At 43.9% G+C, this 24,892-nt stretch carries 18 protein-coding genes; 6 read left to right on the top strand and 12 right to left on the bottom strand.

Translation table 11 applies throughout. The features are described from left to right. Positions 1 to 16 precede the first annotated feature (16 nt). Positions 17 to 2,329 carry a DUF2339 domain-containing protein gene (locus AC59IL_RS33710; RefSeq protein ID WP_496556663.1) on the bottom strand — a complete coding sequence of 771 codons (2,313 nt, stop codon included), beginning with the start codon at positions 2,327 to 2,329 and terminating at the stop codon, positions 17 to 19. Positions 2,330 to 2,380: 51 nt separating this feature from the next. Next, positions 2,381 to 2,821, bottom strand: coding sequence for a type I restriction enzyme HsdR N-terminal domain-containing protein (locus tag AC59IL_RS33705; protein WP_496556662.1), 441 nt, complete (start codon positions 2,819 to 2,821; stop codon positions 2,381 to 2,383). 426 nt (positions 2,822 to 3,247) lie between these two features. Here AC59IL_RS33705 and AC59IL_RS33700 point away from each other — a divergent pair, with 426 nt between their 5' ends. Further along, the gene (locus tag AC59IL_RS33700; protein ID WP_496556661.1) at positions 3,248 to 4,018 is read left to right on the top strand and encodes an AMP nucleosidase; all 771 of its coding nucleotides are present in this window, start codon (positions 3,248 to 3,250) and stop codon (positions 4,016 to 4,018) included. 87 nt (positions 4,019 to 4,105) lie between these two features. Here the strand turns inward: AC59IL_RS33700 and AC59IL_RS33695 are convergent, their stop codons facing one another. The 3 genes from AC59IL_RS33695 to rpsT form a co-directional block, all read right to left on the bottom strand. After that, positions 4,106 to 7,153, bottom strand: a complete 3,048-nt coding sequence (locus tag AC59IL_RS33695) for a DUF8202 domain-containing protein (RefSeq protein ID WP_496556660.1) — start codon at positions 7,151 to 7,153, stop codon at positions 4,106 to 4,108. A 284-nt stretch (positions 7,154 to 7,437) separates the two neighbouring features. After that, positions 7,438 to 9,171: a M14 family metallopeptidase gene (locus tag AC59IL_RS33690; protein ID WP_496556659.1), complete on the bottom strand. Its 1,734-nt coding sequence runs from the start codon at positions 9,169 to 9,171 to the stop codon at positions 7,438 to 7,440. Between the two features lie 120 nt (positions 9,172 to 9,291). After that, a complete protein-coding gene (gene rpsT, locus AC59IL_RS33685) occupies positions 9,292 to 9,549 on the bottom strand; it encodes a 30S ribosomal protein S20 (RefSeq protein ID WP_496556658.1) in 258 nt (85 codons plus the stop codon). 683 nt (positions 9,550 to 10,232) lie between these two features. On the opposite strand from rpsT, the gene AC59IL_RS33680 reads away from it, so the two are divergent. From AC59IL_RS33680 to AC59IL_RS33670, 3 genes are all read left to right on the top strand, one after another. Then, positions 10,233 to 13,007 (top strand): 2-oxoglutarate dehydrogenase E1 component, encoded by a 2,775-nt coding sequence (locus tag AC59IL_RS33680; protein ID WP_496556657.1) that lies wholly within the window; start codon positions 10,233 to 10,235, stop codon positions 13,005 to 13,007. Positions 13,008 to 13,112: 105 nt separating this feature from the next. Next, positions 13,113 to 14,339 (top strand): 2-oxoglutarate dehydrogenase complex dihydrolipoyllysine-residue succinyltransferase, encoded by a 1,227-nt coding sequence (odhB, locus tag AC59IL_RS33675; protein ID WP_496556656.1) that lies wholly within the window; start codon positions 13,113 to 13,115, stop codon positions 14,337 to 14,339. Between the two features lie 64 nt (positions 14,340 to 14,403). Next, positions 14,404 to 14,931, top strand: a complete 528-nt coding sequence (locus AC59IL_RS33670; protein ID WP_496556655.1) for a hypothetical protein — start codon at positions 14,404 to 14,406, stop codon at positions 14,929 to 14,931. On the opposite strand, the gene AC59IL_RS33665 is transcribed toward AC59IL_RS33670, so the two are convergent. Both AC59IL_RS33665 and AC59IL_RS33660 read right to left on the bottom strand, forming a co-directional pair. Then, on the bottom strand, positions 14,932 to 15,558 hold the full coding sequence (locus AC59IL_RS33665) for a response regulator (RefSeq protein ID WP_496556654.1): 627 nt from the start codon (positions 15,556 to 15,558) through the stop codon (positions 14,932 to 14,934). Between the two features lie 268 nt (positions 15,559 to 15,826). After that, positions 15,827 to 16,660 (bottom strand): sensor histidine kinase, encoded by an 834-nt coding sequence (locus AC59IL_RS33660; protein ID WP_496556653.1) that lies wholly within the window; start codon positions 16,658 to 16,660, stop codon positions 15,827 to 15,829. 59 nt (positions 16,661 to 16,719) lie between these two features. Here AC59IL_RS33660 and AC59IL_RS33655 point away from each other — a divergent pair, with 59 nt between their 5' ends. Continuing rightward, on the top strand, positions 16,720 to 17,949 hold the full coding sequence (locus tag AC59IL_RS33655) for an RsmB/NOP family class I SAM-dependent RNA methyltransferase (RefSeq protein WP_496556652.1): 1,230 nt from the start codon (positions 16,720 to 16,722) through the stop codon (positions 17,947 to 17,949). Here the strand turns inward: AC59IL_RS33655 and AC59IL_RS33650 are convergent. From AC59IL_RS33650 to AC59IL_RS33635, 4 genes are all read right to left on the bottom strand, one after another. Beyond that, entirely contained in the window at positions 17,930 to 19,633 is a 1,704-nt protein-coding gene (locus tag AC59IL_RS33650) for a S8 family serine peptidase (protein WP_496556651.1), read from the bottom strand. The two genes, AC59IL_RS33655 and AC59IL_RS33650, sit on opposite strands and share 20 nt — an antisense overlap. Before the next feature lie 123 nt (positions 19,634 to 19,756). Next, positions 19,757 to 20,527: a hypothetical protein gene (locus AC59IL_RS33645; protein ID WP_496556650.1), complete on the bottom strand. Its 771-nt coding sequence runs from the start codon at positions 20,525 to 20,527 to the stop codon at positions 19,757 to 19,759. 162 nt (positions 20,528 to 20,689) lie between these two features. Further along, positions 20,690 to 21,793 carry a tRNA 2-thiouridine(34) synthase MnmA gene (gene mnmA, locus AC59IL_RS33640; protein WP_496556649.1) on the bottom strand — a complete coding sequence of 368 codons (1,104 nt, stop codon included), beginning with the start codon at positions 21,791 to 21,793 and terminating at the stop codon, positions 20,690 to 20,692. A gap of 767 nt (positions 21,794 to 22,560) precedes the next feature. Continuing rightward, positions 22,561 to 22,734 carry a hypothetical protein gene (locus AC59IL_RS33635; RefSeq protein WP_496556648.1) on the bottom strand — a complete coding sequence of 58 codons (174 nt, stop codon included), beginning with the start codon at positions 22,732 to 22,734 and terminating at the stop codon, positions 22,561 to 22,563. Between the two features lie 180 nt (positions 22,735 to 22,914). On the opposite strand from AC59IL_RS33635, the gene AC59IL_RS33630 reads away from it, so the two are divergent. Continuing rightward, positions 22,915 to 23,355 carry a single-stranded DNA-binding protein gene (locus tag AC59IL_RS33630; protein WP_496556647.1) on the top strand — a complete coding sequence of 147 codons (441 nt, stop codon included), beginning with the start codon at positions 22,915 to 22,917 and terminating at the stop codon, positions 23,353 to 23,355. Positions 23,356 to 23,493: 138 nt separating this feature from the next. Here AC59IL_RS33630 and AC59IL_RS33625 read toward each other — a convergent pair whose 3' ends face one another. Then, positions 23,494 to 24,810 carry a hypothetical protein gene (locus tag AC59IL_RS33625; RefSeq protein WP_496556646.1) on the bottom strand — a complete coding sequence of 439 codons (1,317 nt, stop codon included), beginning with the start codon at positions 24,808 to 24,810 and terminating at the stop codon, positions 23,494 to 23,496. Between the last annotated feature and the right edge of the window lie 82 nt (positions 24,811 to 24,892).

Here is a 24,892-nt window from a genome sequence, read left to right as displayed (position 1 = left end):
TCACAGACTTATTTTTTTATTTGGTTTCGTCATCACCAAACAACACATCTTTATACCTGTTGTATAAATACGATACCAGCAGCAATATTACCCCCAGTGATATGAAGGATATTGTTTTGGTAATAGTTTCTGCCCCGGCCAGATCGTAAAAAAATAATTTGATAAGCGTAATTAAAAACAACGCAATAGCGGCCAGCCGCAGGTGTTTTTGCTTTTTGCGAATCCCCAGCACAACCAGTAACAACGCATAAACACCCCATATAATACTAAGCCCTAATTTATATTGATTATCAGCGCCACCCAGAGTAGTCCGGCAAAGGTATTCTGCGCTGATAAAACCTAATATTACGGTGTGCACCATAAGCGACCAGGCTTTGTTCCATACCGGCTCCGGTACAAAATCGTTCATTGTTTTTTTACCTATATAAAGCATGGCTGCAGTACACGCTAATACTATATATCTGATAAATAAATCTCCTGCACCAAAATATGCACGTCCCTGCCGGTGATAAAAAACAGCCAGATCATTCGCCACTTCTAATCCCTGCAACAATAGCACAATCATCAATATTGCAATACCCGCCAGCGAAACCTGAGCAAGTGTTCTGTTGCGCACCCATCGCCGGTTTACGATCATTATTACGCTATTAAACACCATTGTATAAAGCAACAACACAATAAATGCAAACGCAGAAACTTCTGAACTCCATACACCAAATTCCTGGTATTTTCGGGAGGCTTCTCCCAGTTGCGCGAAATAACCATTTATTTCGAAGTGAAAAACAAAATACGTTGTAACAAGAAATATCACCGGCAATGCATAATCATAAAAGCTGCGGTACATGCTATGCGCCGGCAGTTCTGATTGATACTTTTTATTTCTGTTATAAAAAATGATGGCCCCCTGTGCTGCAACGACCAATAAACCCGAAGCAAAAATGATATTCAAAAATGGCCGCTCCGGTGAGCTATCGGGATAAGTAAATTCAAAAACATGATTGAGCCAATCCTGTATCAGACTAATGAAGCTCAGTACAACCAGGCCCGCCCCCAGCTTTTCATAAGCCGCGGCCTGCCGCATACGACCGATCAAAAACACCAGTACCGCTTCGGCAGTCCATAACAGGGTAACCCAGTTGCCATCTAACTGAACAGGAACGGCAATGGTGAAAAACACAATCACCAGTCCCAGTATCATATAATACAAAGCCCTATCGGCGAGTTGCAGCTTTCTGATCACCTGGCTAACCATTAAATGAATAAGTGCATTGATTAAGGTAAAAAGACCTGCGTAATTTTCTGAAGGCACATCCTTATGCAACAATCCATATCCGATGCCATAAAATCCAAACGCATTGCCTAAAAGAATGATCACATCATCCAGTTCATACCTTTCTTTCTTTATGATCTTATAGGCAAGAAATGTGCAATAAAAGATCAGAAAGAAAATACCAAGGTAAGTCCATGCAATGTATACATGCTTTGGATGTTCGTAACTGAATAAATACCACGTTAAATAAATAGTCCAGGTAAGTGCAAAGGCCGAATAAAATAACGATTTCCAGTACTTGCGAAACGACACCACGAGTATGCCTGTATTGATGATGGCGATATATCCCAAAAACACTGCATACCGGCCCGAATTGTCACTCAATAAAAATGGTATGGCATATGCGCCTACCTGCGCCAGATGGGCAATAATAACCCGGTTGAACAACAACGCTGCATAAACAGTAGCAACGGTAAAAACCAGCATCAGCGCAAATGCCGCTTCCTGAGGCATTCGATTATATACACTGTACGCTATATAGGTAATGAAATATAAAACGGCTAAACCACCACCCATCAATACCGAGCTGTATGCTTCGTATTTCTTTTTTAACCACATAGCTACTGCAATTAAAGCAGCGCCGCTTATATATCCTGATAATATACGCACGGTTTCGCTCACCATGCGGTGTTCAATGGCATACCGCGCGCCAATGAAAATGCCAACAATGGTAACCAGAATGCCTACTTTACTGGCTACGTTCTTTCCAATAAATTCTTCGAATGTGTTCCTGTTTTCACGGAACTGCGGTGCATTTTCAGCAACAGGCGTTGGGGGTTGGTAGTATGAAGGCGGCTCAATCACCTTACTTACTTCAATAGTTGTTACCTGTGCCGGTTGTTCAGGCATAACAGGAGCAACCTCATTGATAATTTGTTTCAGTGCATCGAGTTCGTTGATCAGCTGTAGCAGCTGATTACTGATGTTTGTTTGCTGACGGGCAAGCTCGTTTATACGGCGGGTTAGCTCAGCAATTCTCTCATGGACGTTTTTATCCATAAAGCAATTATTGGTTAAGCTAAAGAAAGCACAAAAACCGTTAACAATAACTTAATTCCCAAATTCTGGCAGGGCGGCCAAGGGTTCCAGTGAGCCGTTCTTCTTCATAAACGCCGAACAATATTCGCCATTGGTAATCACCAGGTAAGGCACAGGAACAGCAATATTATAGCGTAAAATTTGTTGTAACACCCCCTGGTTCAGCTGCACATCCATGCCCTTGCATTCAACCATCAGCCAGGGTTGGTGCTGATTGTCATATACTAATATATCAAAACGCTTTTTCAATTCGCCCAGCCTGATCTCTTTTTCAACAGCCGTAAGCGAAGCGGGATATTTTTTTACCTGTAGCAGGTATTGTAAAAAATTCTGACGTACCCACTCCTCGGGAGTAAGCCGTAACCATTGTTTTCGAAACTCATCAAAAATCAATTCCTTACCGTCTTCTTCCTTCATCCGGAACGGACAGGCAGGATAGTCGATCTTTATCATAGTGCCAAAACTACTATTTAGGTACAGATGCTACAGATAATATTTAGAATCCCGCCTGCGGCGGGATTGAATACCCCGCCGGGGCGGGGCCACAGATGACACAGATGAATACAAAATCCTGAACAAGCCGACAAATTATTGCACCTTACCACAACTGAACCCAATTCAATTTATATGATCCTCTGCAATTTGTACAACATAATAATCTGAACTTATCTGTGTTAATCTGTGCAATCTGTGGCAACCTGAATGCTGAGCGAAGCTCAGCTTCCGTTAAAAAAGTGCAGCCGTTTGCCTAAAATAAACGAAATTTATAGATTATATAAACCTGTCCGCAACCAAACAACGCGCTTTCAGCTTGCCCGCATAGCAAATCCCATCCCGGGAAGCACCTATTGGCCCGATTAAAAAGCAAAGAATATACAGATGAAAACGAAAGATGAAATAGTCAAAAACTGGCTACCCCGCTACACAGGAGAATCCCTGGATCACTTCGGCGAATACGTTCTGCTCACCAATTTCAGCAACTACGTAAAAATGTTTGCTGAATGGAACAATGTGCCCATCATAGGGGTCGACCGTCCTATGCAATGCGCTACCGCCGAAAACATTACCATCATCAACTTTGGAATGGGCAGTCCAACTGCCGCAACGGTTATGGACCTTTTAACCGCCATTGAACCAAAAGCCACCCTGTTTTTGGGCAAATGCGGCGGATTAAAAAAACGCAACAACATCGGTGATTTGATTTTGCCCATTGCAGCAATCCGCGGTGAAGGTACTTCGAACGACTACTTTCCGCCCGAAGTGCCAGCTCTGCCGGCCTTCGCATTGCAAAAAGCAGTTTCTACCACCATCCGTGATTACGGTGTCGATTACTGGACGGGTACCGTTTATTCAACCAACCGGCGGGTATGGGAGCATGATGAACAATTTAAAGAATACCTGCAAAAGATACGCGCAATGGCCATTGATATGGAAACAGCCACTATCTTTTCAGTAGGCTTTTATAACAAAATCCCAACCGGCGCCCTGTTGCTGGTAAGCGATCAGCCCATGGTTCCCGAAGGCGTAAAAACCGAAGAAAGCGACAAAAAAGTAACAGCCAGCTTTGTTGAACGCCATGTGCGCATAGGCATCGACTCGCTGAAACAACTGATCAACGATGGATTAACGGTAAGACACCTTAAGTTTTAAGTTGTAAGTTATTAGTTTTAAGTTCCGGATAGCAGGAATACTGAATAAGTAGCATTCCTGCACCCGGTTTACCCACACACCTGTTCCCTATTTTTTAATTACCCTGTATACCGTTTTGCTGTCATTGATAGCAACACTTAATATGTACACACCGGCACTCAGTATATTTCCGGTAACGGGAAGATGATACACGCCCTGCAACCTGTTTTGCCGGCCTGTTAATCCGGGAACATTCAAACGGCGGCCATGCACATCAAACAAATCGATTTGTACCTGAGTATTTTTCAGCAGCTGAAGTATTAATTCCGATTCGCCGCTTGCGGCATCGGTAGCTAACCGTACCATATTGCTTTCGCAATCATTCAATACAGCTATCGATGAATAACCGGTAGCGCCAGATCTATCGGTTGTCTTTATACGATAATAAGATGTTCCCGGCAATGGCGAACCGTCTGTAAAAATGTACGCCTGCTGCGAAACACCGGCTGCTTTGCTTTTCACCACTCCTATGGTTGTAAAGCTTGTAGCATCTGCACTGCGTTCAACTGAATAATTGTCAACATTAATTTCGGTAGCTGTAGTCCAGTTTAATTGCGCCGTATTTCCGCGGCAGATAGCCGTAAAGCTTACTAACTGAACCGGCAGCGGCGTAGTGGCCGAAGCAGAGGCCAGGGTAAAATAAGGAGTACCGGTAAAATTAGAAGCCGGCACCGTAACAGTAACAACCCCCGCAACAACTGTAATAGTAACAGCAGGGGAACCAAGTATAGTGGCATTGGTAAAGTCGCCGTCGTTATCAACCAGCAATCGCAGATCAGAAACGTTTAGCGGCGAATAACCGGGCGTAATTACATTGAAATCAAATTCAAGTTTCAGGTCCGTATTGGTGAAATTAGTTTTTTGCGATAGCCATTCCCGGCGCAGCCTGCAGCAAATACCCGCCGGCACTTCAGTAGCAGTGCCGGTAAATAAATATGGATCACCGTTATGTGCCGCTATAAAAAACGATTGGTCGCCGGCAGTGAATGTACCGGTGTTATTCACCTGGTTCACCTGTTTAGTGCCACCTATATATAAAGTAAGCATATCCTGCACAATCTCAGTGCTTTTGGATTGCTTCTGACTTAATACGCTGTTATTATCCTGCGCAATACCAATAATGTTGTTGTTGTATGCTGCATTTACCGATCTGTTCCATACGGTGGCGCCGGCAGATGATAAATAATTATGACCAAGCGTAACGCCGTATTTGATGGCCAGGTACGATTCTATTTTATTTCGGGTAGTAACATCGTGCGAGGTATTAACATAGGAAACGATCTCGGCAATACCGCCATCATAAAATTCCTTGTTGGGAGTTACCGCACGCTGGCAGCCTAAAGCGTTATATTGATCCGGTGATTTTCGGGCAGTACCTGCTTTGGTTCCTGCCGAAGTGCCTTTAAGAAACATTTCGCGATACGATGAATTGAAATCAAAAGTAGCCATGCCCGGATAATTTCCCGTCCATTGATTGCCAATGATCAGATCATTTAAACACCAGGAATCATTAAACGAACCACCCGACCGAATATCGAACGAATTAAAAGTATTTCCTGCGGCATCAAATATACCCGAGAACAGGAATTTGCCCGGTGTAGTGGCGTTATTGGCGCCGGGTTTTATAACAGCATATACGGCATATGGATTATTTCCTGATGATAATATACCTCCGGCACTGATATCCATAAAATCGGCCAGGGCTGCATTTTGCGAAGACGCGTCAAAGTTTACTACAGGATTAAAATTGATGTTATTGGTACTGTTATCATAATAGACCGGGCTGGTGGCTGTGGCTGCAGAAGTAGCATTGCGCGCATTTCCCGATTGATCGTTCCATGCAGTTAAATTGGATGCATTGGCTGTAGAAGATGTTCCGGCATTGGCCTTCACCCAAAAAGCAAGGTTGCTTTTAACACTGCCAGGCGCTACAGAACAGGCAGCGATAGTACGGGCACCTGTTGGATTGGTTACAATTGGTGTAAATGGCGAACCGGCGATAGTTACCTTCGAACATTGGGCATCTACCACATTGCCAATGGTAGCCGCACTTGTATTAATATCATATGTTATCCAGAAATAATTAGTACCGCTTACAAGCGCCTGCGAACCGGTTGCTGTAATGGCGCCTGTTGCAGGATTTATTCCCCCACTTACCAATTCATTGACAGGAGACATTACCGAAGAAGTACCTGTATAATAAATATGAATTTTTGAAACATCGTTGGTATTGGTGCCGGGAATGGTAGAGCCGGTCATATTGAACTGCAGTTGTGTAACGCTGAACACCGTTGCACAATACGAAGCAACTACCTGTATCCCGATAATAACCTGATTCAACTCGCATTTTGAAACCGTAGCGGTATTGGCCTGCGTAGTAGTAACAGAAACAATGCCGGGTACAAAACGGTATACCTGGCCGGTAGCAGGCGAAACGGCAAGTATTTTGGAGTCGGTACTATATACTGCATTGGGCGCAGTCCCTGTTCCATCTAATGCATAAAAATCAGTTGCACTGGCGCCACCTGAAATGCCAATGGAAGCACCGGGAGCCAAAGGAGCTGTACTTTCACTCCGGTAAACAAAGTCAATTATATTAGTGGTTTCATATAGTTTTACCTGGAACGATATAACATTTCCCGAAGCATCATATCGCCATTTCATATTAAGATATTCAATAGTTAATACACGATACGGAGCCGTTCCTGAAAGAACATAATTTACACTTCCTCCCGTTCCTACAGATACATCATCCCATAATGGCGCCAGGATGGGACCCAGACTTGTATTTGCAAGATCGTTCGTATATGTTTCACTGGTTGCAGTTGTACCCAGGCTTATATAGCCATTTGAAGACACTTTATATTGTGTATAGCTGTTACAGCCGTATATAAAAGTGAAGCCGATATTTTGGGCAGATGATAAGGCATCATCGGTGCCGGCTGCAAAAATGGTAGTTGCGCCTGTATTTGCGGTGAAAGTACCGCTGCTCGCAGAAAAGCCATAAACGAGCTGGGCCGTGGATGCAAAAGAAAATAAAACAGCAAGCAGCAGCAAAGCAGCTTTGCTTAAGTTTTGGTTTAGCAAGGTCTTCATTGGGATGAGATTAGGTTACGGTGATAATCAACCGTAAAATTTATGCAATACTAATTTAGCTGCAACGTAAATCGACGTATGGCATATAACTTGCTAAACTTTAATAAGTAATCGTTTGCTGTAGTGCCTTTAATAAAAAATTTATAAAGTATAAGTATAGACGAATAGTACCACCTGGCAATAGGCAACAGACAATTGGCAAATTGAAAACCCTCTTATTGCTTACGTCGATTACCCATTGCTGTTTAACCATTGACAATTGCCTATTGCTCATTGCCTATTGCTTATTGCCCATTCACCACCCTATACACCGGATAGCGCAAATACTCAGGCTCATACCAGGGGCTGTTTCTGTACACAAAATCGAGCTGTGCAGAGGCACTGGCGGCAAAAGCCGTATCAGTTGCTTTGCGCTCTTCGAGCTGTTTTCTAAGATCAGGATGTTGGGCCAGATAATCAGCCGCAATATCTTCAAACGCATAAGCACTGTATCCTTCTTTCCGCCCGAGTATTGCATCAAAATAGTTCCATGCAAAATACGAGTCATCACCCTGCGGCTCCAGCACTTCTGCTATAAAACGGTTAGCCGGCTGGTTCATCGGAATATAATAATCACCCTTACGAAAACCGACGGTCAATTTTCGTTTACTCACTGTTACATCGGTGTTCAGGTGATGCATTTCGAACTGATGGGGAAAGGTTTTATAATCATCTATATGGTATACTTCCACTTCAATAGTCGTGTCTTTCGAAAGTTGCCGCATATTCACTTTATTCAGCTTCAGTTGGTCAATCACTTTCCACCAGCCCTGAGGTATAATGTAAGCAACCGGTTTTGTTACTGTTGTGCGCGCATTATAAAAATTGAAGTATTGAATTTTCTTTTCATAAGGTTTGGTACGATCGTAATACAATCGGGGCAGCCCCGATACATTACTGGCTTTATAGCCTGCTTCGTATCCTTTAAATACCACCTGTTCAGAACGGGTTGTATCCGGTTTCCAGCTAACAGCAAAACTGTTTTGCAGGGTCACCGATTTTTTGGTTTCGTTGCGAAGCTGTTGAATGGTTGCGCTGTGCTGACTGGTAAAAGCAATCATACTTTGCATCATGGCATAGGTACTTTGCACCCGCTGTGCATATGGTTTCAGCATATGCGTTTCAGTTATAAAAGCAAAGCTGTGCCATAAAGTAGCATACCCGCTGCTGTAACGCGGACCGTCGAAATAAGCCATCATGCCCTGTTCAGGAGTGTTACCGGCAAAATCAACATATGGCACCAGGTCGTACCCTTTTTCCTTCATCAGTTTGTACAACCCCGGTTCAAACTCATTATGCAGATAGTTGCCCATAACGCCACCCAGTTTATTATACTGCGTGGTAAGCAGCGTCATCACATGCTGGTAATCGGCCCCGTTACTTACGTGGTTGTCGACAAACACATCGGGATCGCACAGGTGAAATATTTCGGCAAAAGACCTGGCTTCTTTAGAGTCGCATTTGATGAAGTCGCGGTTCAAATCGAGGTTTTGCGAATTGCCGCGCGAGCCAAAACTATCGGGACCGTTTTGATCGGCCCGGTACCAGGAGCTGCGATTCAGGCATCCGCCGATATTATATATAGGAATAATGGCCAGCACCACATTGTTTGGCAGTTTTTCTTTACCGGTGGCAATATCACGCACCAGCAGCATGCTGGCATCGATACCATCGGGCTCGCCCGGATGTATACCATTATTAATAAGAATGATGCGCCTGTTTTTGCGATGCAAACTGGTCATGTCAAAATCGGTGGAGTTCGAAACCAGCACCAGGTGCAGGGGAAAACCGGCATCGGTTGGCCCCATAGTTAACATCTTTATTGTGGCAAAACGGGCATCCATCATCGTCCACCAGTCGATGATTTCCTTATAGGTAGGCGTTTCTTTGGTTTGTGATTGTTCGTAGCGGGTAAGAATTTGCTGACTGAACCCGAAACAGGGAAATAACAGAAGAACGAATGCCGCTAATTTTCTCATAGTGTTGGTGCTTAAGTAAGAACCAAGATACAGGAAACAAGGCAGCCTTCAGCCTACCCCAAAACAAAAAACCTCCCGCGAAAACGGGAGGAAAAAAAACAAAAAAAATAATGAGTTCAATTATTTTGCTAAGGTGTTGATCTTACGGGCCAGCTTACTTTTCAGATTAGCGGCTTTATTTTTATGGATCACGCCTCTTTTAGCCAGTTTGTCAATCATAGAAGCTACTTCAGGAAACTCTTTAGCAGCTTCCGCGCCAGTCTTAATAACTTTCAGGTCACGGATGGCATTACGGGTAGTTTTACCGTAATACTTATTTCTATCACGTCTTTTGGCAGATTGACGAACATCTTTTTTAGTAGCCTTATGATTTGCCATTTCGTTCCAAAATTTAGGACGGCAAAGGTAGGGATTTGCCGGGTAAAAAGAAAAATAATACCATAAAAATGTTATGTTTTTCTATTTTGAATGAAAAACAGCAGGTTAGCAGGTCCCGGTTACCGGTTATCAGTTACCGGTTTGCGGTTACCGGATGGGCAATTATTAACTGTTTGATCGGGTCACATTCACAGGTACGTTCCTTCTGATAGTAGTGTTATAGCAGAGTTATAGGCAAGTTGTAGAGAACTTATAGTTAAGTTAAAGCCAACTTATAGGGGATTTATAGAGAACTTATAGGGAACTTATAGGAATGTTCCTCCCGGGTTACTCCTTAGTTACTCCCTGGTAGCTCCCTGCCAGCTCCATACCTGTCACCTATTTGACCGGGTCATATGTTTCGCGACCGTGTGTTGCCCTGGTTTCAGGCACCTTCACTAGCACTTCAGCCCCCCGAAAGTGAAGCAAGGATGCCCGGCCCGATCGGGGCGCAACTTTTTATTCAGCAGATATGTTGTTTAATCAGAAACTTACGTTTATTGCGGGTTCCGGTATCGTTTGCGGACAAAAGAGTTCAAAAAACACAAAATCAGTCAAATTGGCCTTTCGTTCCTATTAATTTTGACCGATATTTGTACCCCGATTTTTAATAATCAATATACTTTAAGCTCAATTGCATCCTCATGAAGGATTTTTCGTATATCACAAATTCCCACCCGGCCTTTATTGAAAACCTTTACCGGGATTTCTTACAAGATCCCAATAGTGTTGATCCCGACCTCAAAAAATTTTTTGAAGGATTTGACTTTGCCGTGGGACAAGGCAAAAACGGGACAAACGGAACCGCCACCATTGGCGGAACTACCGAAGTCACGCCCGGTGGCGTGACAACCGGTGAATCGATCGACTGGCGAAAAGAAGTAGGCGCCTACCGCCTTATTCTCGGGTACCGCAACAAGGGACACCTTATTGCCAAAACCAACCCGATTCGCCAGCGTAAAGATCGCGGCGCCAACCTTGACCTTGGGTTCTACGGTTTTACTGAAGCGGACCTCGATAAAACATTCCACGCAGGTAATATGATCGGGCTGGGTACCACTACCCTGCGCAATATTCTGCAGCACATGCAGCAATGCTATGCTGCGCATGTAGGCATCGAGTTCAAATACATCAGCGATCAAAAGCGTGTTGACTGGCTTACCAACGAAATGGAGCGGAACTTCATAAAACCGTTCTCCATCGAAAAGCAAAAACGCATTCTCGAAAAGCTGAACCAGGGAGTGATCTTTGAGAAATTTCTTCATACCAAATATATAGGGCAGAAAAGGTTCTCACTCGAAGGCGGTGAAACAACCATTGCAGCCCTCGACTCCATTATTACCACTGCCGCCAATAACGATGTGCAGGAAGTAGTAATAGGTATGGCACACCGCGGCAGGTTGAATGTACTGGCCAACATCATGGGCAAAACCTATGAGCAGATATTCAGCGAGTTTGAAGGCACCGCCAAGCTCGATCAAACCATGGGTAGCGGCGACGTAAAATACCACATGGGCTATGGCAGTGAAGTGCAAACCGCCGATGGCAAAACCATTCACCTGAAACTGATGCCCAACCCATCGCACCTCGAAGCGGTAGATCCCGTAGTAGTAGGTTTTGCACGGGCCAAGGCCGACGTATTATATAATAGCGACTTTGATAAAATATTGCCCATTCTGATCCACGGCGACGCGTCTGTTGCCGGACAGGGTGTTGTATACGAAGTGCTGCAAATGAGCGACCTCGACGGATATTATACCGGAGGTACCATTCATTTTGTGATCAACAACCAGATCGGTTTTACCACCGATTTCGACGATGCCCGCAGTTCAGACTACTGTACTTCACTGGCTGCCATGATACAGGCGCCGGTATTACACGTAAATGGCGACGATGCCGAAGCTGTTGTAAAATGTGTTGAAATTGCCACCCGCTACCGCCAGGAATTCAATGCAGATGTATTCATCGATATGGTTTGTTATCGCCGTCACGGACATAACGAGGGCGATGATCCCAAATTCACACAACCGCAGTTGTATTCACTGATCGAAAAGCATGCAAACCCGCGTGAAGTGTATACAAACTATTTACTCGAGAACGGAGAAGCCGATGCCAAAGATCTGGCTAAGGAAATGGAGAAAAAATTCTGGGGCGACTTACAGGAAAGGCTCGATGAAATAAAACAAAATCCCCTTCCTTATCATTATCAGCAGCCCGAACTGGCCTGGAAAAGTTTGCGTAAAGCAACAGAAACCGATTTTGACAAATCGCCTGTTACTTCTCTCAGCGAAACCGACTTTAAAAAGGTATTTGATGCACTGATGACCTGGCCCAACGACTTCAAGCCATTGAAGAAAGTTGAAAAGATCATTCAGGATAAAATAAAATTATATAATGAAGAAGGCAAGGTTGACTGGGCTACCGGTGAACTGATGGCCTATGGCAGCCTGTTGCTCGAAGGAAAAGATGTGCGTATGAGCGGACAGGATGTTCGGCGCGGAACCTTTTCGCACCGCCATGCTGTATTGCGCGACGAAAACAATGATAAAGCGTACAGCAGACTGAGCGCTATTCCCGATGCTCAGGGACAATTCAGAATTTACAATTCATTACTAAGTGAATATGGTGTATTGGGTTTTGAATATGGCTATGCCATGGCAAACCCCAATAGCCTTGTTATATGGGAAGCGCAGTTTGGCGATTTCTGTAACGGAGCACAAACCATGATCGACCAGTTCATATCGGCCGGTGAGCAAAAATGGAATCGTATGAACGGGGTTACCATGTTGCTGCCGCACGGTTATGAAGGGCAGGGACCCGAGCACAGCAGTGCGCGTATGGAACGCTTCTTACAAATGTGCGCCGAACAAAATATGGTAGTAACCAATATTACAACCGCGGCTAACTTCTTCCATGCACTGCGCCGTCAGTTAACCTGGCCGTTCCGCAAACCGCTGATCAACTTTTCGCCCAAAGCCAATCTGCGCCATGCCGGTACCTACTCACCCAAACAGGAGTTTTTAACCGGAGGCTTCAAAGAAGTGATTGACGATGCGTATACCAATGACGCTTCGCAGATTAGAAAAGTATTGTTCTGCAGTGGTAAAGTATACTTCGATCTGGCCGAACGTCAGCAAAAAGAAAATAAAAAAGATACCGCCATTGTAAGGCTCGAACAGTTATATCCTTTACCGTTAAACCAGCTCGAAGAACTGTATCGCAAGTACAGCAAAGCCACCTGGTTCTGGGTACAGGAAGAGCCGTTGAACATGGGCGCCGCCGCTTACCTGCAAATGAACCTGAAGAGTATTAATTACGGAGTGATCAGCCGCCAGCCAAGCGCAGCTACTGCTACCGGTTATGCCAAGGTACACGCACAGGAGCAGGCAGAGATTATCGATACAGCATTCTCAATTTGATAACGGAAGTCGGAGGTCGGAAGTCAGAAGAGATTGAATAATGAACGACCTATTGACTATTGACCATTGACCATTCACCATTGACGACAAACAGAAACGTTTTTTATGATAGATATAAAAGTTCCGACAGTTGGAGAATCCATTAGCGAGGTTACTTTATTAAGATGGGTAAAGAACAGCGGTGATTATGTTGAAAGAGATGAAGTGATCGCAGAACTGGAAAGCGAAAAAGCCACTTTTGAAGTTAATGCCGAACAGGCAGGCACCCTGAAGCAATCAGCGCAGGAAGGCGATACCCTTAAGATTGGAGATATACTGGCATCTATTGATGAAACAGCCCCCAAACCACAGGGCGCACCCGCATCCAACGGAACACCTAAGGAAACGAAGTCTGAAGCTCCTGCGACTCAAACCTCACAAGCACCGGTTACAGCCGTATCTAATGATATTAAAGCAACACCGGTTGCTGCAGCTATTATTGCCGACAAAAAAGTAGATCCCAAATCGGTTACGCCCAGCGGTTACAGCGGCAAGATCGTTAAGAACGATGTACTGGCAGCCTTATCGAACCCCGGCAAAGTAACAGGCGGCAAGCCCCTGTTCAGCCGCGATAAGAAAATGGAAAAAATGAGCCAGCTGCGCAAAACCATCAGTCGCCGCCTGGTAGAAGCCAAGAATACAACAGCCATGCTCACCACCTTTAACGAGGCTGACATGAGCAGCATTATGGCTATCCGCAGCAAGTTTAAAGATAAATTCAAGGAAGCACACGGTGTTGGCCTGGGCTTTATGAGCTTTTTTGCCAAAGCCTGCGCCATTGCCTTACAGGAATGGCCTGCTGTTAATGCCTATATCGATGGCGATCATCTTGTATACCACGAATACTGCGATATTTCGATCGCCGTTTCAACACCACGCGGTTTAACGGTTCCGGTAATTCGCAATGTTGAAAGTTTGAGCATGGCCGAAATTGAGAAGAAAGTAATTGAGCTGGCCAATAAAGCAAGAGACAATAAATTATCAATGGACGAACTGCAGGGCGGTACCTTTACCATTACCAATGGTGGCGTGTTCGGCTCCTTAATGAGCACACCGATCATTAACCTGCCCCAAAGCGCCATACTGGGTATGCACAAAATTCAGGAGCGCCCGATGGCTATAAACGGACAGGTAGTAATTAAACCCATGATGTACCTGGCTTTAAGCTACGATCACCGCATCATCGACGGCCGTGAGAGCGTAAGCTTTTTGGTACGCGTAAAAGAATTGCTCGAAAACCCTGAACTGTTGCTGTTTGGTAAAGATCCGGTAAAAACGTTGCTGGAATTATAATAAAGTGAGTGTTAAATTTTTGAAAGTGCTTGTTGCAAAACAGGCACTTTTTTATTTTGTATAGATGCGTAGTTCCATAATTATACTGCTGCTCTTTGTTTGCCAAACCGCATTCCCGCAGAATAAAAAACTTTTTTTTATCGATCCGTTTATAAAACCCCGGTTTGAGGGAGACACCATTGTACCATATCTTGCAATTGGGAACAATGTGTGTTATAAGTTCTTTGGTGAATCGGGAATGCCCTGCCTGAATTTCATGAAATTTGAATACTATGCAGCTAATTACCCAATCGATTCCATAATAGTATTCACCCACCCGCAATACATGCTGAGTTTGCGTTTATATTCAATCTGGGCTTTAGTAAGAAGAAACTATGATTCAATAGAGAATATTGGTGAAAGTTTTTTTACAGATACTACCAGTTTTCGATTTTATGTAGAAAGCTTAGACTTATACCGCGTTAACATATTTGTATATGAACTATTAGCCGGCAATATTGATGACGCCTGTAAAAAGCTATCTAAAGAACGCTTAGTGGCTATTAGAAAAAAATACAATATAAAACCGATGTATAAAGATGAGTATGAGTAGTTACACGATCCGCTCGCTCAATGCTTTCGCTATCGCCTCCTTACCACAATTCACATGCAGTTTCTGATAAATGTTTTTCAGATGCGAGCGCACGGTATCGAAAGCAAGACTCATTTCAGCTGCAATTATCTTAATGCTATAGCCCTTGATAAGCCATTGCAGCACTTCAATTTCGCGGGGAGATAAGTGATATTTATTGGAGGTTTCTTTTACCTGAAACGAATTCAACACCTTGCGTGCAATAACCGGACTCATCGGCGCGCCGCCTTCGAGCACTTCCTGAATGGCATCGAACAAACGCGCAGGCGGCGTTTTTTTAAGCAGATAGCCATTAGCCCCGGCACACAGGCACTCAAATAACTTTTCATCATCTTCAAAAACCGTATACATGATCACCGAGGTTTGCGGTCGCGCCTCTTTTATCATTCGCACGCCTTTGATGCCATTGTCGCCCGGCATATCGATATCCATCAAAACCACATCAGGTTCATACACCCGCGCAATATTGGCCGCCTCGCTGCATTGGTTATAATCGCCCACCACCTCATACTCATTCATCTTCAGTAAATAAGCCAGCGACTCGCGCAGGCGGTCATTATCTTCGAATAACACAATTTTTATAGGCATTGTACAAAATTAAAAAGGTTATACAACTCATAGGTATCGCTCATTGGGGGGATAGAAGAAGGTAGTAGAGAATATCGTTTAATTAGGAATGGGTAAAAGAATGGGGTACTCTATTGTCCCATCAGGGACATAATGTTGGTAGAAAATTCAAACAAGGAATGTCGCCCTGTAAGGACGAAACATCGATTCCATGCTTTAGGTTTCGTCCCTACGGGACGATACCAATCCAAACATTCTTTCTACCAACATTTGATGCCTAATGGCATTATCAAACAGGCATCTTCAGCTCCGTCATAGTACCCTCCCCCTCCGACGAAGTGATCGTTACAGCACCCTCCCACTTTTGTATACGATTGCGAATATTTTTCAATCCGTTCCGGTGCGTTGCCGTGGTAATGTCAAATCCCTTCCCATCGTCTTTTATCATCATGTGCAGCTGACTTTTTTCGATCCACACTTTTATCTGCACATTCCTTGCCTGTGCATGTTTGTAAATATTATTTAAGCTTTCCTTGAAAATCAAAAAGCAATCACGGCGTTGCTCCATGTTCAGTTTGTAGTTTTCAAATGCTTCATTCAGATGCAACGAATAGCGGATGTTGGCGGCATCGAATATTTCGGCAGCATACCGTCGCATGCGGGCAACAGTTTGTTCAAGGGTATCGTTTTTTGTATTGATGCTCCATACAATATCATCGAGGGCCTGACTTGAATTTTGCACTTCTTCTGCTATACGGTCGAGAAATACGATAGCGTCTTCTTTCTGTTGCAGATTTTTCTTACTCAATTCTGAAAGTATACTGATGTTTGTTAAGGTGGTTCCAATTTCATCGTGCAGGTCGGTAGCAATGCGGTTGCGCACTTTTTGCATTTGTATCAACTGGTTAATGCGGTACCGGTAAAACGCATACAACAGAACCGCCAGCAATAAAATACACAAAGCAAGTAACCAGTATGTACGCCAGAAAGGCGGCTTTATAATTATTTCCAGTATTGTTACAGGATCCTTTACTTTAAAAACATAATGTTCCGGAGAAGCAGGCTGGCCCGACACATACAAATGCACATACAGCACATATAGTAATAGCAGCAATTTGCGCATACCGCACAGGTAATTAGTAAGGTAAGATATTATTTTTTTGGATCGTATCTTGCATGGCAATGAAATATTTCTCCCATCTGAATACCGCCGTGCAATTGCTGCAACAATACAACGGAAAGCAACCGTTCGGCAACTTTATAAAACAGTTCTTTGCTCAGCATAAAAAATACGGGTCAAAAGACAGGAAAAATATTTCTCAGCTTTGCTATGCCTGTTTTCGCACGGGTAAGGCATTACCGCATCTTTCAATTGAAGAACGGATACTAACAGGTTTATTTCTTTGTTCAACCGGGCCTAATGAATTACTGCAAAACCTGAAACCCGAATGGAATGAAACAGCCCATCTTCCGGTAAAGCAAAAGCTTGATCAGTTAAGCATTTCATTAAACGCCATTTTTCCCTGGAAAGACGAACTGAGCGAAGGCATCGATTACGAACAATTCTGCATTTCTTTTTTTACACAACCCGATCTTTTTCTGCGTTTACGCCCCGGTAAGGAACAAACGGTACGGCTAAAACTGCAACAGGCCGGCCTGTCATTTACCAATGTATCCGATACATGTATCGCCCTGCCGAATGCTTCTAAAATTGACACGGTAATTGAAACAGATAAAGAAGCGGTGGTGCAGGATTACAGCTCACAGCGGGTGGGTGAGTTTATGAAGCACGTTCGCGCTTCGGCTACGCTCAGCGCTTCTCAATCACACACTTCGACTTCGCTCAGTGCGTCTCAATCACGTCCTTCGACTGCGCTCAGGACCCTCAGCGTATGGGATGCCTGTGCTGCCAGCGGCGGAAAATCAATATTGGCGCATGATGTATTCAAACAAATTGATATCACCGTTACCGATATCAGAGAATCGATCCTCTTCAATCTGAAAAAAAGATTTGCCGCCGCAGGTATAAGCGCCTGGCATCCGTTTGTTATCGACTTATCGGCATCCGCATTTACAGGGTCAACATTCGATATAATAATCACCGATGTTCCCTGCAGCGGCTCGGGCACATGGAGCCGTACACCTGAGCAGTTATACTATTTTAATGCAGAGGAGATTAACAGGTACAGTTCTTTACAAAAAAAAATTATTCATAACGTAATACCGCAACTGAAACCAGGAGGCTGGTTATTGTACTGCACCTGTTCGGTTTTTAAAAAAGAAAATGAAGAAATGGTTCAGTTGCTGCAACAACAGTACCGCCTGCGATTACATAAAATGGAATTATTAAAAGGATATGATCAAAAGGCCGACACGTTGTTTGCGGCCCTGTTTATCGCCGAACCACAGTAAGCGTTTGCTTAATTGACCCTTCGGTATATTTGATGTAATACACGCCTTTCGCAAGAGTTTGCGCATTTGAAAAATCAACGAGGTATACCACATCCTGTGTTACATCCAGCACACGGGTCTCAATCACCTGGCCAATGACGTTCGAAACACGAATGGCGGCCCGGCCTGTTTCGGGCGCTTTCAGCAATACTTTAAAACCGCTGGTAAACGGAACCGGATAGGCTTTAATCCATTTGCCTGATAATATCTGGTCTTTATTACGGGCTTCGCGTAAATTTTCAAGCAGCGTATAGGCTGTGTGAAAATTGGGAATGCCGTAACCGAAACGGTAATCAGGGATGTTATATTTACTGGCGCTTTTCTGAACAGCATCCATGATTTCCATATTGGTAAATTCCGGAAAGGCCTGCCACAGACAACATACCAGTCCGGCCATATTGGGGCAGGCAAACGAAGTACCGCTGCTGGCAGTGGTATTACCCGATGGCGCGGCAACAATAGCCCCCTGCCCTACCGAAACTACATTGGGTTTCAGCAATCCGGCTCCATTGGGTCCCCAACTGCTTGAACTGGCAATATTGCCGTATTTATCAATTGAACCAATAGTAAACACGCTGTCGGCGTCGGCCGGACAGCCTACATATTTCAAATCAGTTGAATTATTTCCACTGTTGCCGGCGGCGGCCACTACCAGTATGCCTTTTTTAGCAGCCAGTTTGGCGGCGATTGAAATCATAGCGGTGTTGCCATTTCGCTGCGCATAGGTATAGCTCAGGGATGGATCATCGAAATTTGAATAGCCGAGGGAGGTAGATATCATGTCAACACCTACACTATCGGCAAACTCAGCGGCTACCGCCCAGTTTTGTTCTTCAACCGGGTATTCTGTAGCAGCATCTTCGGTTCGCAACAGCCAATAGCTGGCATGGGGCGCCGCCCCTACCATTACGCCCGGCCGGTTGGCAGCCAGCACCGAAAAAACATAAGCGCCGTGCAGGTTATCTTCGTTTACACTGGCTTCATTGGCCACATAATCCCAGGTGCCTAATATGCGATTTTGCAACCGCACGCTGTCGAACACAGGATTGGTGAGATAGCTGTAAAATCCGGCATCCAATATGGCAATGGTCATTCCCCGGCCGGTAAAACCCTGATCGTGCAGGTATTCACCTTCGTGTATATGTATCTGATCGTAATTATTGCCATAATCAAACCCATCAATACCCGTAACACCCTGTAAGCGGCCATTCGTTGCCGGTATTACAGGTTGCTCATCATCGAATTTATTTTTGGATGTGGCAGTTGCAGTAACGCCAAGCCGGGGAGCTACTCCGTTTGATTTTTTTACAAAAGGAAAAGAATTGATTTTGGCAAGTGCATTGGCATCACTGGTTTTAATAAGCACCTGGTTCAGCCATTTCGAAACATTCAATACTGTAACGTTAGACACATTGCGAATACTATCGAGGTAAGCCGGTGTTACCGGCAAATCGGTTGAATCGTATGAAATTTTCTGATTTGTTCTTCGGGCAATGGCTTTGGTCGAAAGCCAGGCCGATGGAGTTGTAAGCGAGTAGGGTGTTCCTTTTTTATCGGTAAACTTTATAACATAACGGGTAAACTGTGCATGAGTGAAACCAGTGACTGCTAACAATAAAACTAACAGGATATATAGTTTTTTCATGCCGATATCTGATTTGATGGTTTGATGGTTGGAATGGTTTGATGGTTATGCTGTTGCGAATTGATCAGTGTTTCAAAAACGAAACGACCCAACAATCAATCAATTGAGCCATCAAGCCATCTTTTAGTTATGGTCGAGTATAGTCATTTTTATACCAAAACCTTGCCGGTATGCGCTTTGCGTGCTGGTTGCCGGCTGGTATTCCCACATTTCCACTTCTTTATAAATGAGGCCAATGTTGCGGGCGTATTTTTCAATCCAAAGATTTTTTGAGGCCGGTATACCTGCCTGAATGGGTAAATTGGTTGAATCGGCAGCCTGTAAAACGGTAACCGTGCTGTCGTAATTTTTATTGCCAAGGGTTACAGAGGCGCCTACATCCTGATAAGTATAATCCCATGTTTGAATATCTTCGTCATTGCTAAACGGATACAGATCAACATATGGATTATCGGGCAGATAGGTATTGCCTTTCCAGGTAACACCTTCCTTAAAGGGATAGATCAGTTTTAAGTACCGCAGATTCGATTCTATTACTTCAATGGTTCCGCGGGTTGGGGTAATCTGGTATGTAAGTGTGGGTTCCCAATCGTCTTCATTGGTACTGTTAACATTACGAAGGTAACGTACAACCCGCCAGCCCGGGCGGCCAAGATTATCTGTTATTGCACCTTCAATCGCATCCTTTGCCTGGTACGAAACGATGGTATCTTTTTGACCTCTGTTAACAAAGGTCAGGGAGTCGAGCCGGTAAATAACATATTTGCCTAACTGCAGGTTCATATAATCAGTTACCTGATCGCCTGCATCTTCATCTTTTTTATTACAGCCGGCTACTGAAATAGCGTAAACCAGTACACCGGTGAGCATTACAGCAATGATACTTTTCTTCATACAACAGTTTGTAAAACAGCGTCTTTTTTTACAGGACAATAACGAATATGATTTTGTTGCCTGCCCTTGCCGCCTTTCGCTTCTACACATATGCAAAATAAACAAACCACGCGTTTGCGCGTGGTTTGTAACGTATGCAAATATTTATTTATTGCCTGAAAATCAGGCTATTTGTCCTCTTTGTATAACGCCTCCGCCTATTACATCGTCGCCTTCATAAAAAACGGCGCTTTGTCCGGGTGCAATGCCTTTGGCAAAATGATAAAAGCTTACCCGAACCCCATTTTCATGATTATACAGGTTCGAAAGAGCGCCTTTATCTTTATAACGAATTTTCGTAACGGCCTCCTGGCCATCCGAAATGCCATCGTATTTCATCCAGTTTATTTTGCTTACCACCATTTCCTGGCGGTTCAGGTCGTCTTCATCACCCAGCATTACCGTATTGGTTTCGGGAATTATGTTGGTAACATACACCGGTTTGCCGAAAGTGATATCAAGCCCTTTTCGCTGGCCGATGGTATAAAACGGATATCCTTTGTGTTTACCCAGAATTTTTCCGGTTTTATCTACAAAATGGCCGCCTTCTACTCTTTCTTCAAGGCCATCTACCCTGCGTTTCAGAAAGCCACGGTAATCGTTATCGGGCACAAAGCAAATTTCATAGCTCTCGCTTTTTTTAGCCAGTTCGGGATAGCCGTAGTCAAGCGCCATCTGGCGAATTTCAGTTTTATGATAAGTTCCCAGCGGCAACAGGGTGCGACTTAACAGATCCTGCTGCAGGCCCCACAAAACATAGCTTTGATCTTTTGTTTCGTCGGCCCCTTTGCTGATAAAATACCGGCCGTTTTGGTGCTGATGAACATTGGCGTAATGCCCTGTTGCAATGTAATCGCAGTTAAGTGCATCGGCGCGTTTTAACAAAGCCCGCCACTTAATGTGTGTATTGCACATCACACATGGGTTAGGTGTGCGGCCTGCGAGGTATTCATCAACAAAATTCTCAATTACAAAATCGCCAAACTCGTCGCGGATATCGAGAATATAATGAGGGAACCCGTGCTGCACGGCAGCCATACGGGCATCATTAAAGGAATCGATATTACAACAGCCGGTTTCTTTTTTGCCCCCGCCACTGGTAGCATAATCCCATGTTTTCATGGTAATGCCAACCACTTCGTACCCCTGATCATTTAACATAAGGGCCGTAATGGTACTATCGATACCACCGCTCATTGCCACCAAAACTTTTCCTTTCCGGCTCATGACTTTAAAAAATTGAAGGGGCAAAGATACAATTTAAGGGGCAAGGCGCAAGGCATAGAAAGGCAATGGGCAATAGGCAATGGGCAGTAGGTCAATACTAAGCAAGGAACAAAGAAGAGTATTGATAATCAGCAATATATCGCGAACTAATAATTAATGGTCGGGATCAGTTCATGTGGCGGAAAATGTCACCGGAATGTCAAACTATTTCCGCTATCCGGTTATATACAGGTTTAAAGAAATTAATTTTATTACTCCAGCCTTTTAAGTCACTATCAAGCCAGCCTAATGCGCCAAAAGGCAACGTAACCCGGGTGTTGTTTTTTTATACCCTTCTTACTTTCTCTTGTTAGGATAATCCATCAACTATATTTATATCACAGCAGGATACATAACGTGACCCTGCATTAGTGGTACAAGTTGAAAAAGTAATCGGCGCGAAGCTATAAGCAGAACTATACCAGAGAGATTTTCACAGAGATAGAATAATGAACAACAGTTATTGGTTCACGTAATAAAAATAATTATTTTTTCACATACGAAATGTTCTTCTTTTTTAACCTGCGTATCGACGTGAGTATTATTCCATTTTGTCGATCTGTTTAACACCAATACCATTTACCCTGAAAGAAATAAAGTCCTTATCTCAATCCTTTTGTGTATAGCGACAAACCATTGCAAAGCGGGTTCATAACAAAATAAAATAATGACGCCCTTAAGAATACAGCGGCGGAACTCGTGAACACATTGGGTAACGGCCATGTTATTCAATTGCCGGCAATCCCAACTTCAGGGCCTTTTGGCTGTTGTAGCACCAAATTATTTATGAATGCTATTTTCTTTGAAAGATAGATTGAAACAGGATCGGCGAAGAGCTGATATTGATGGTTCGATGGTTTGATGATTTGATGGTTCGGAGTTTCAATTTTAAACAGTTCCATTTGTTACGGAGTTCCCAAATTTTTGGAGCCCATAACAATCTAACAATCAATCCATTCAACCATCATATTGATACTTAGCAATATTTTTTCCCCACCCCATAAAGGGGTATTGTTGCTGTTGCGGGAAACCGTAAATTGCCCCACAAACAATTTTAAAGTACGACGCTAAATTTATTAAGTATGATTAAGTTACAAGTTATCGGCAACCTGGGTAAAGATTGCGTTACCAACAACGTAAACGGAAAAACAGTAATGAATTTTTCTGTAGCACATACCGAAAAATTCCGTGATGCCCAGGGTAACCAGAAAGACAGGACCATATGGGTGGACTGTGCTTACTGGAGCGACCGCACCGGCATAGCACCTTACTTACGTAAGGGCCAGCAGGTGTATGTTGAAGGAAATCCTGACCTGAGAACCTATACAAAAAACGATGGCAGCTTTGGTGCCACACTTACACTTCGCGTACAAACTATACAATTACTGGGCGGCCGTCCTGAAAATGGTGGTGGTGGATTTGGTGGTGGAGAAAATACCTATGCGGCACCTGCGCCCAAAGCAAACACAGGCGTTCCATCTTCGAGCGACATTACCGAGCCCGTTGATGATCTTCCATTTTAAATTTTAGCTGAAGTATACTACGCCCCGTGTTGCACAACAGCACGGGGTGTTTTGTTTTCAGGCCCTGGCTTGTTATTGCTAATTGTCTATTGTTTATTGCCTATTGCCTTTTACTTATTACTTATAACTTATAACTTATTACCTAATACTTTCAGCCTTCTTCGCTTCAAACTCCTTCACCCATCGCTCCACCTCGCCCCTGCTTACGGCTTTTTGCTGATCGTCGATATCAATCACATACAAATATCCTCTGTTACCTGCTGTAGCATTAAATGCATTAACAAGATTAAACTGATCGCTTTCGAGCAGGCGGCCATTGGTAACATTCCACAATTCTTTGGCACATAAACAACCCATGGTAGGAGTAAGCGGATAATACGGTTTATTTTTAAAATACTCCGGATCAATAGTAGTGCCATGTGCAATGATGGCATTGCGACCGATCTTACCGGCATAAAAAGCTTCGGTACACATTGGCAAGGCTCTCCATGCTGGCGGCAGCAGTTGCAAATACGACCACAATGCATCATAACCCGCATTCCATACAACGGTATCGCTTAACTGAAAATAGGTCGTCCATTTTCTTTCAAAAGGCAATAGCAGTTGCAGGTTGGGTGTAGGACCAATAAGCTTGTTGTAGGTCACTGCTGTTCCCTGAATGCTGTACACGCCCTGTGGTGTATTGCCATCGGGAATAAAATACGGCAGGCCCGAAGCCGAGCGCGCCAGCTGCTGAAAAACCATTAACCGGCCATCGTTATATCTTACAAAACTGCCATCGGCATTGTGTACAATGGCCAGTCCGGCATAATTGCGGCTATGCCTTTGAAACGAATAGATCGTTTTCTTTTTTACGGTTTGCTGATAGCGGAACAGGTCAGCAATTTCGGCCATAGTGAGCGACTTGTAACGGACACTTGCATTCAGATATCTTTCCAGCTCGGCCAGCACCGGTATATTGATATAATTCGGGAATTGCTCCCTGATCCTTTTTTTAATAGTGTTCACATTGGTTGCCGACGTATCGTATCTGAAACTGTAAACGGCGGCAATGGAAAAAAGCATGGGATTGGTTTCTTTGGCAAGCAGTAACTGAACACTTTGAATGTATTGATCGGGATACATGCCATAAACCGTTTCGAGCATGGCCCGTTTGGTATCGAACTGTAAAGAATCGTATTGAACAAACAACTCGGTGATTCCCTGCTGCGTGGTATCATTATCGAGCATAAACTGTACGATAGCACGGCAGGCAGCTTCGTAGCGGTATTCAGTATTGCTGTCGAGTGGCGCTAAAAATGCTTTTCCAACAACATTCTCATGCAGGTCTTTGTACAACAGCTGCCGTTTATGGTATAAAACAAAATCACTGTAAATATCTTCACGGCGCGACTGTGCAACTGCATCAAATTGTGAAATAATAAGTAAACAGTAGAGTACGGCCCGTATTTTCATATTAGTAAAGATAATTTACCGGGCGAAAAATTTCTGCATAATATGTATCTTGAGGTAAGCAGAAAAATACCTGGCATTGTGT

Source organism: Niastella sp. sgz303648, assembly GCF_059587045.1.
The sequence above is the reverse complement of the archived record's forward strand: the minus strand, read 5'-3'. Positions and strand labels throughout refer to the sequence as shown.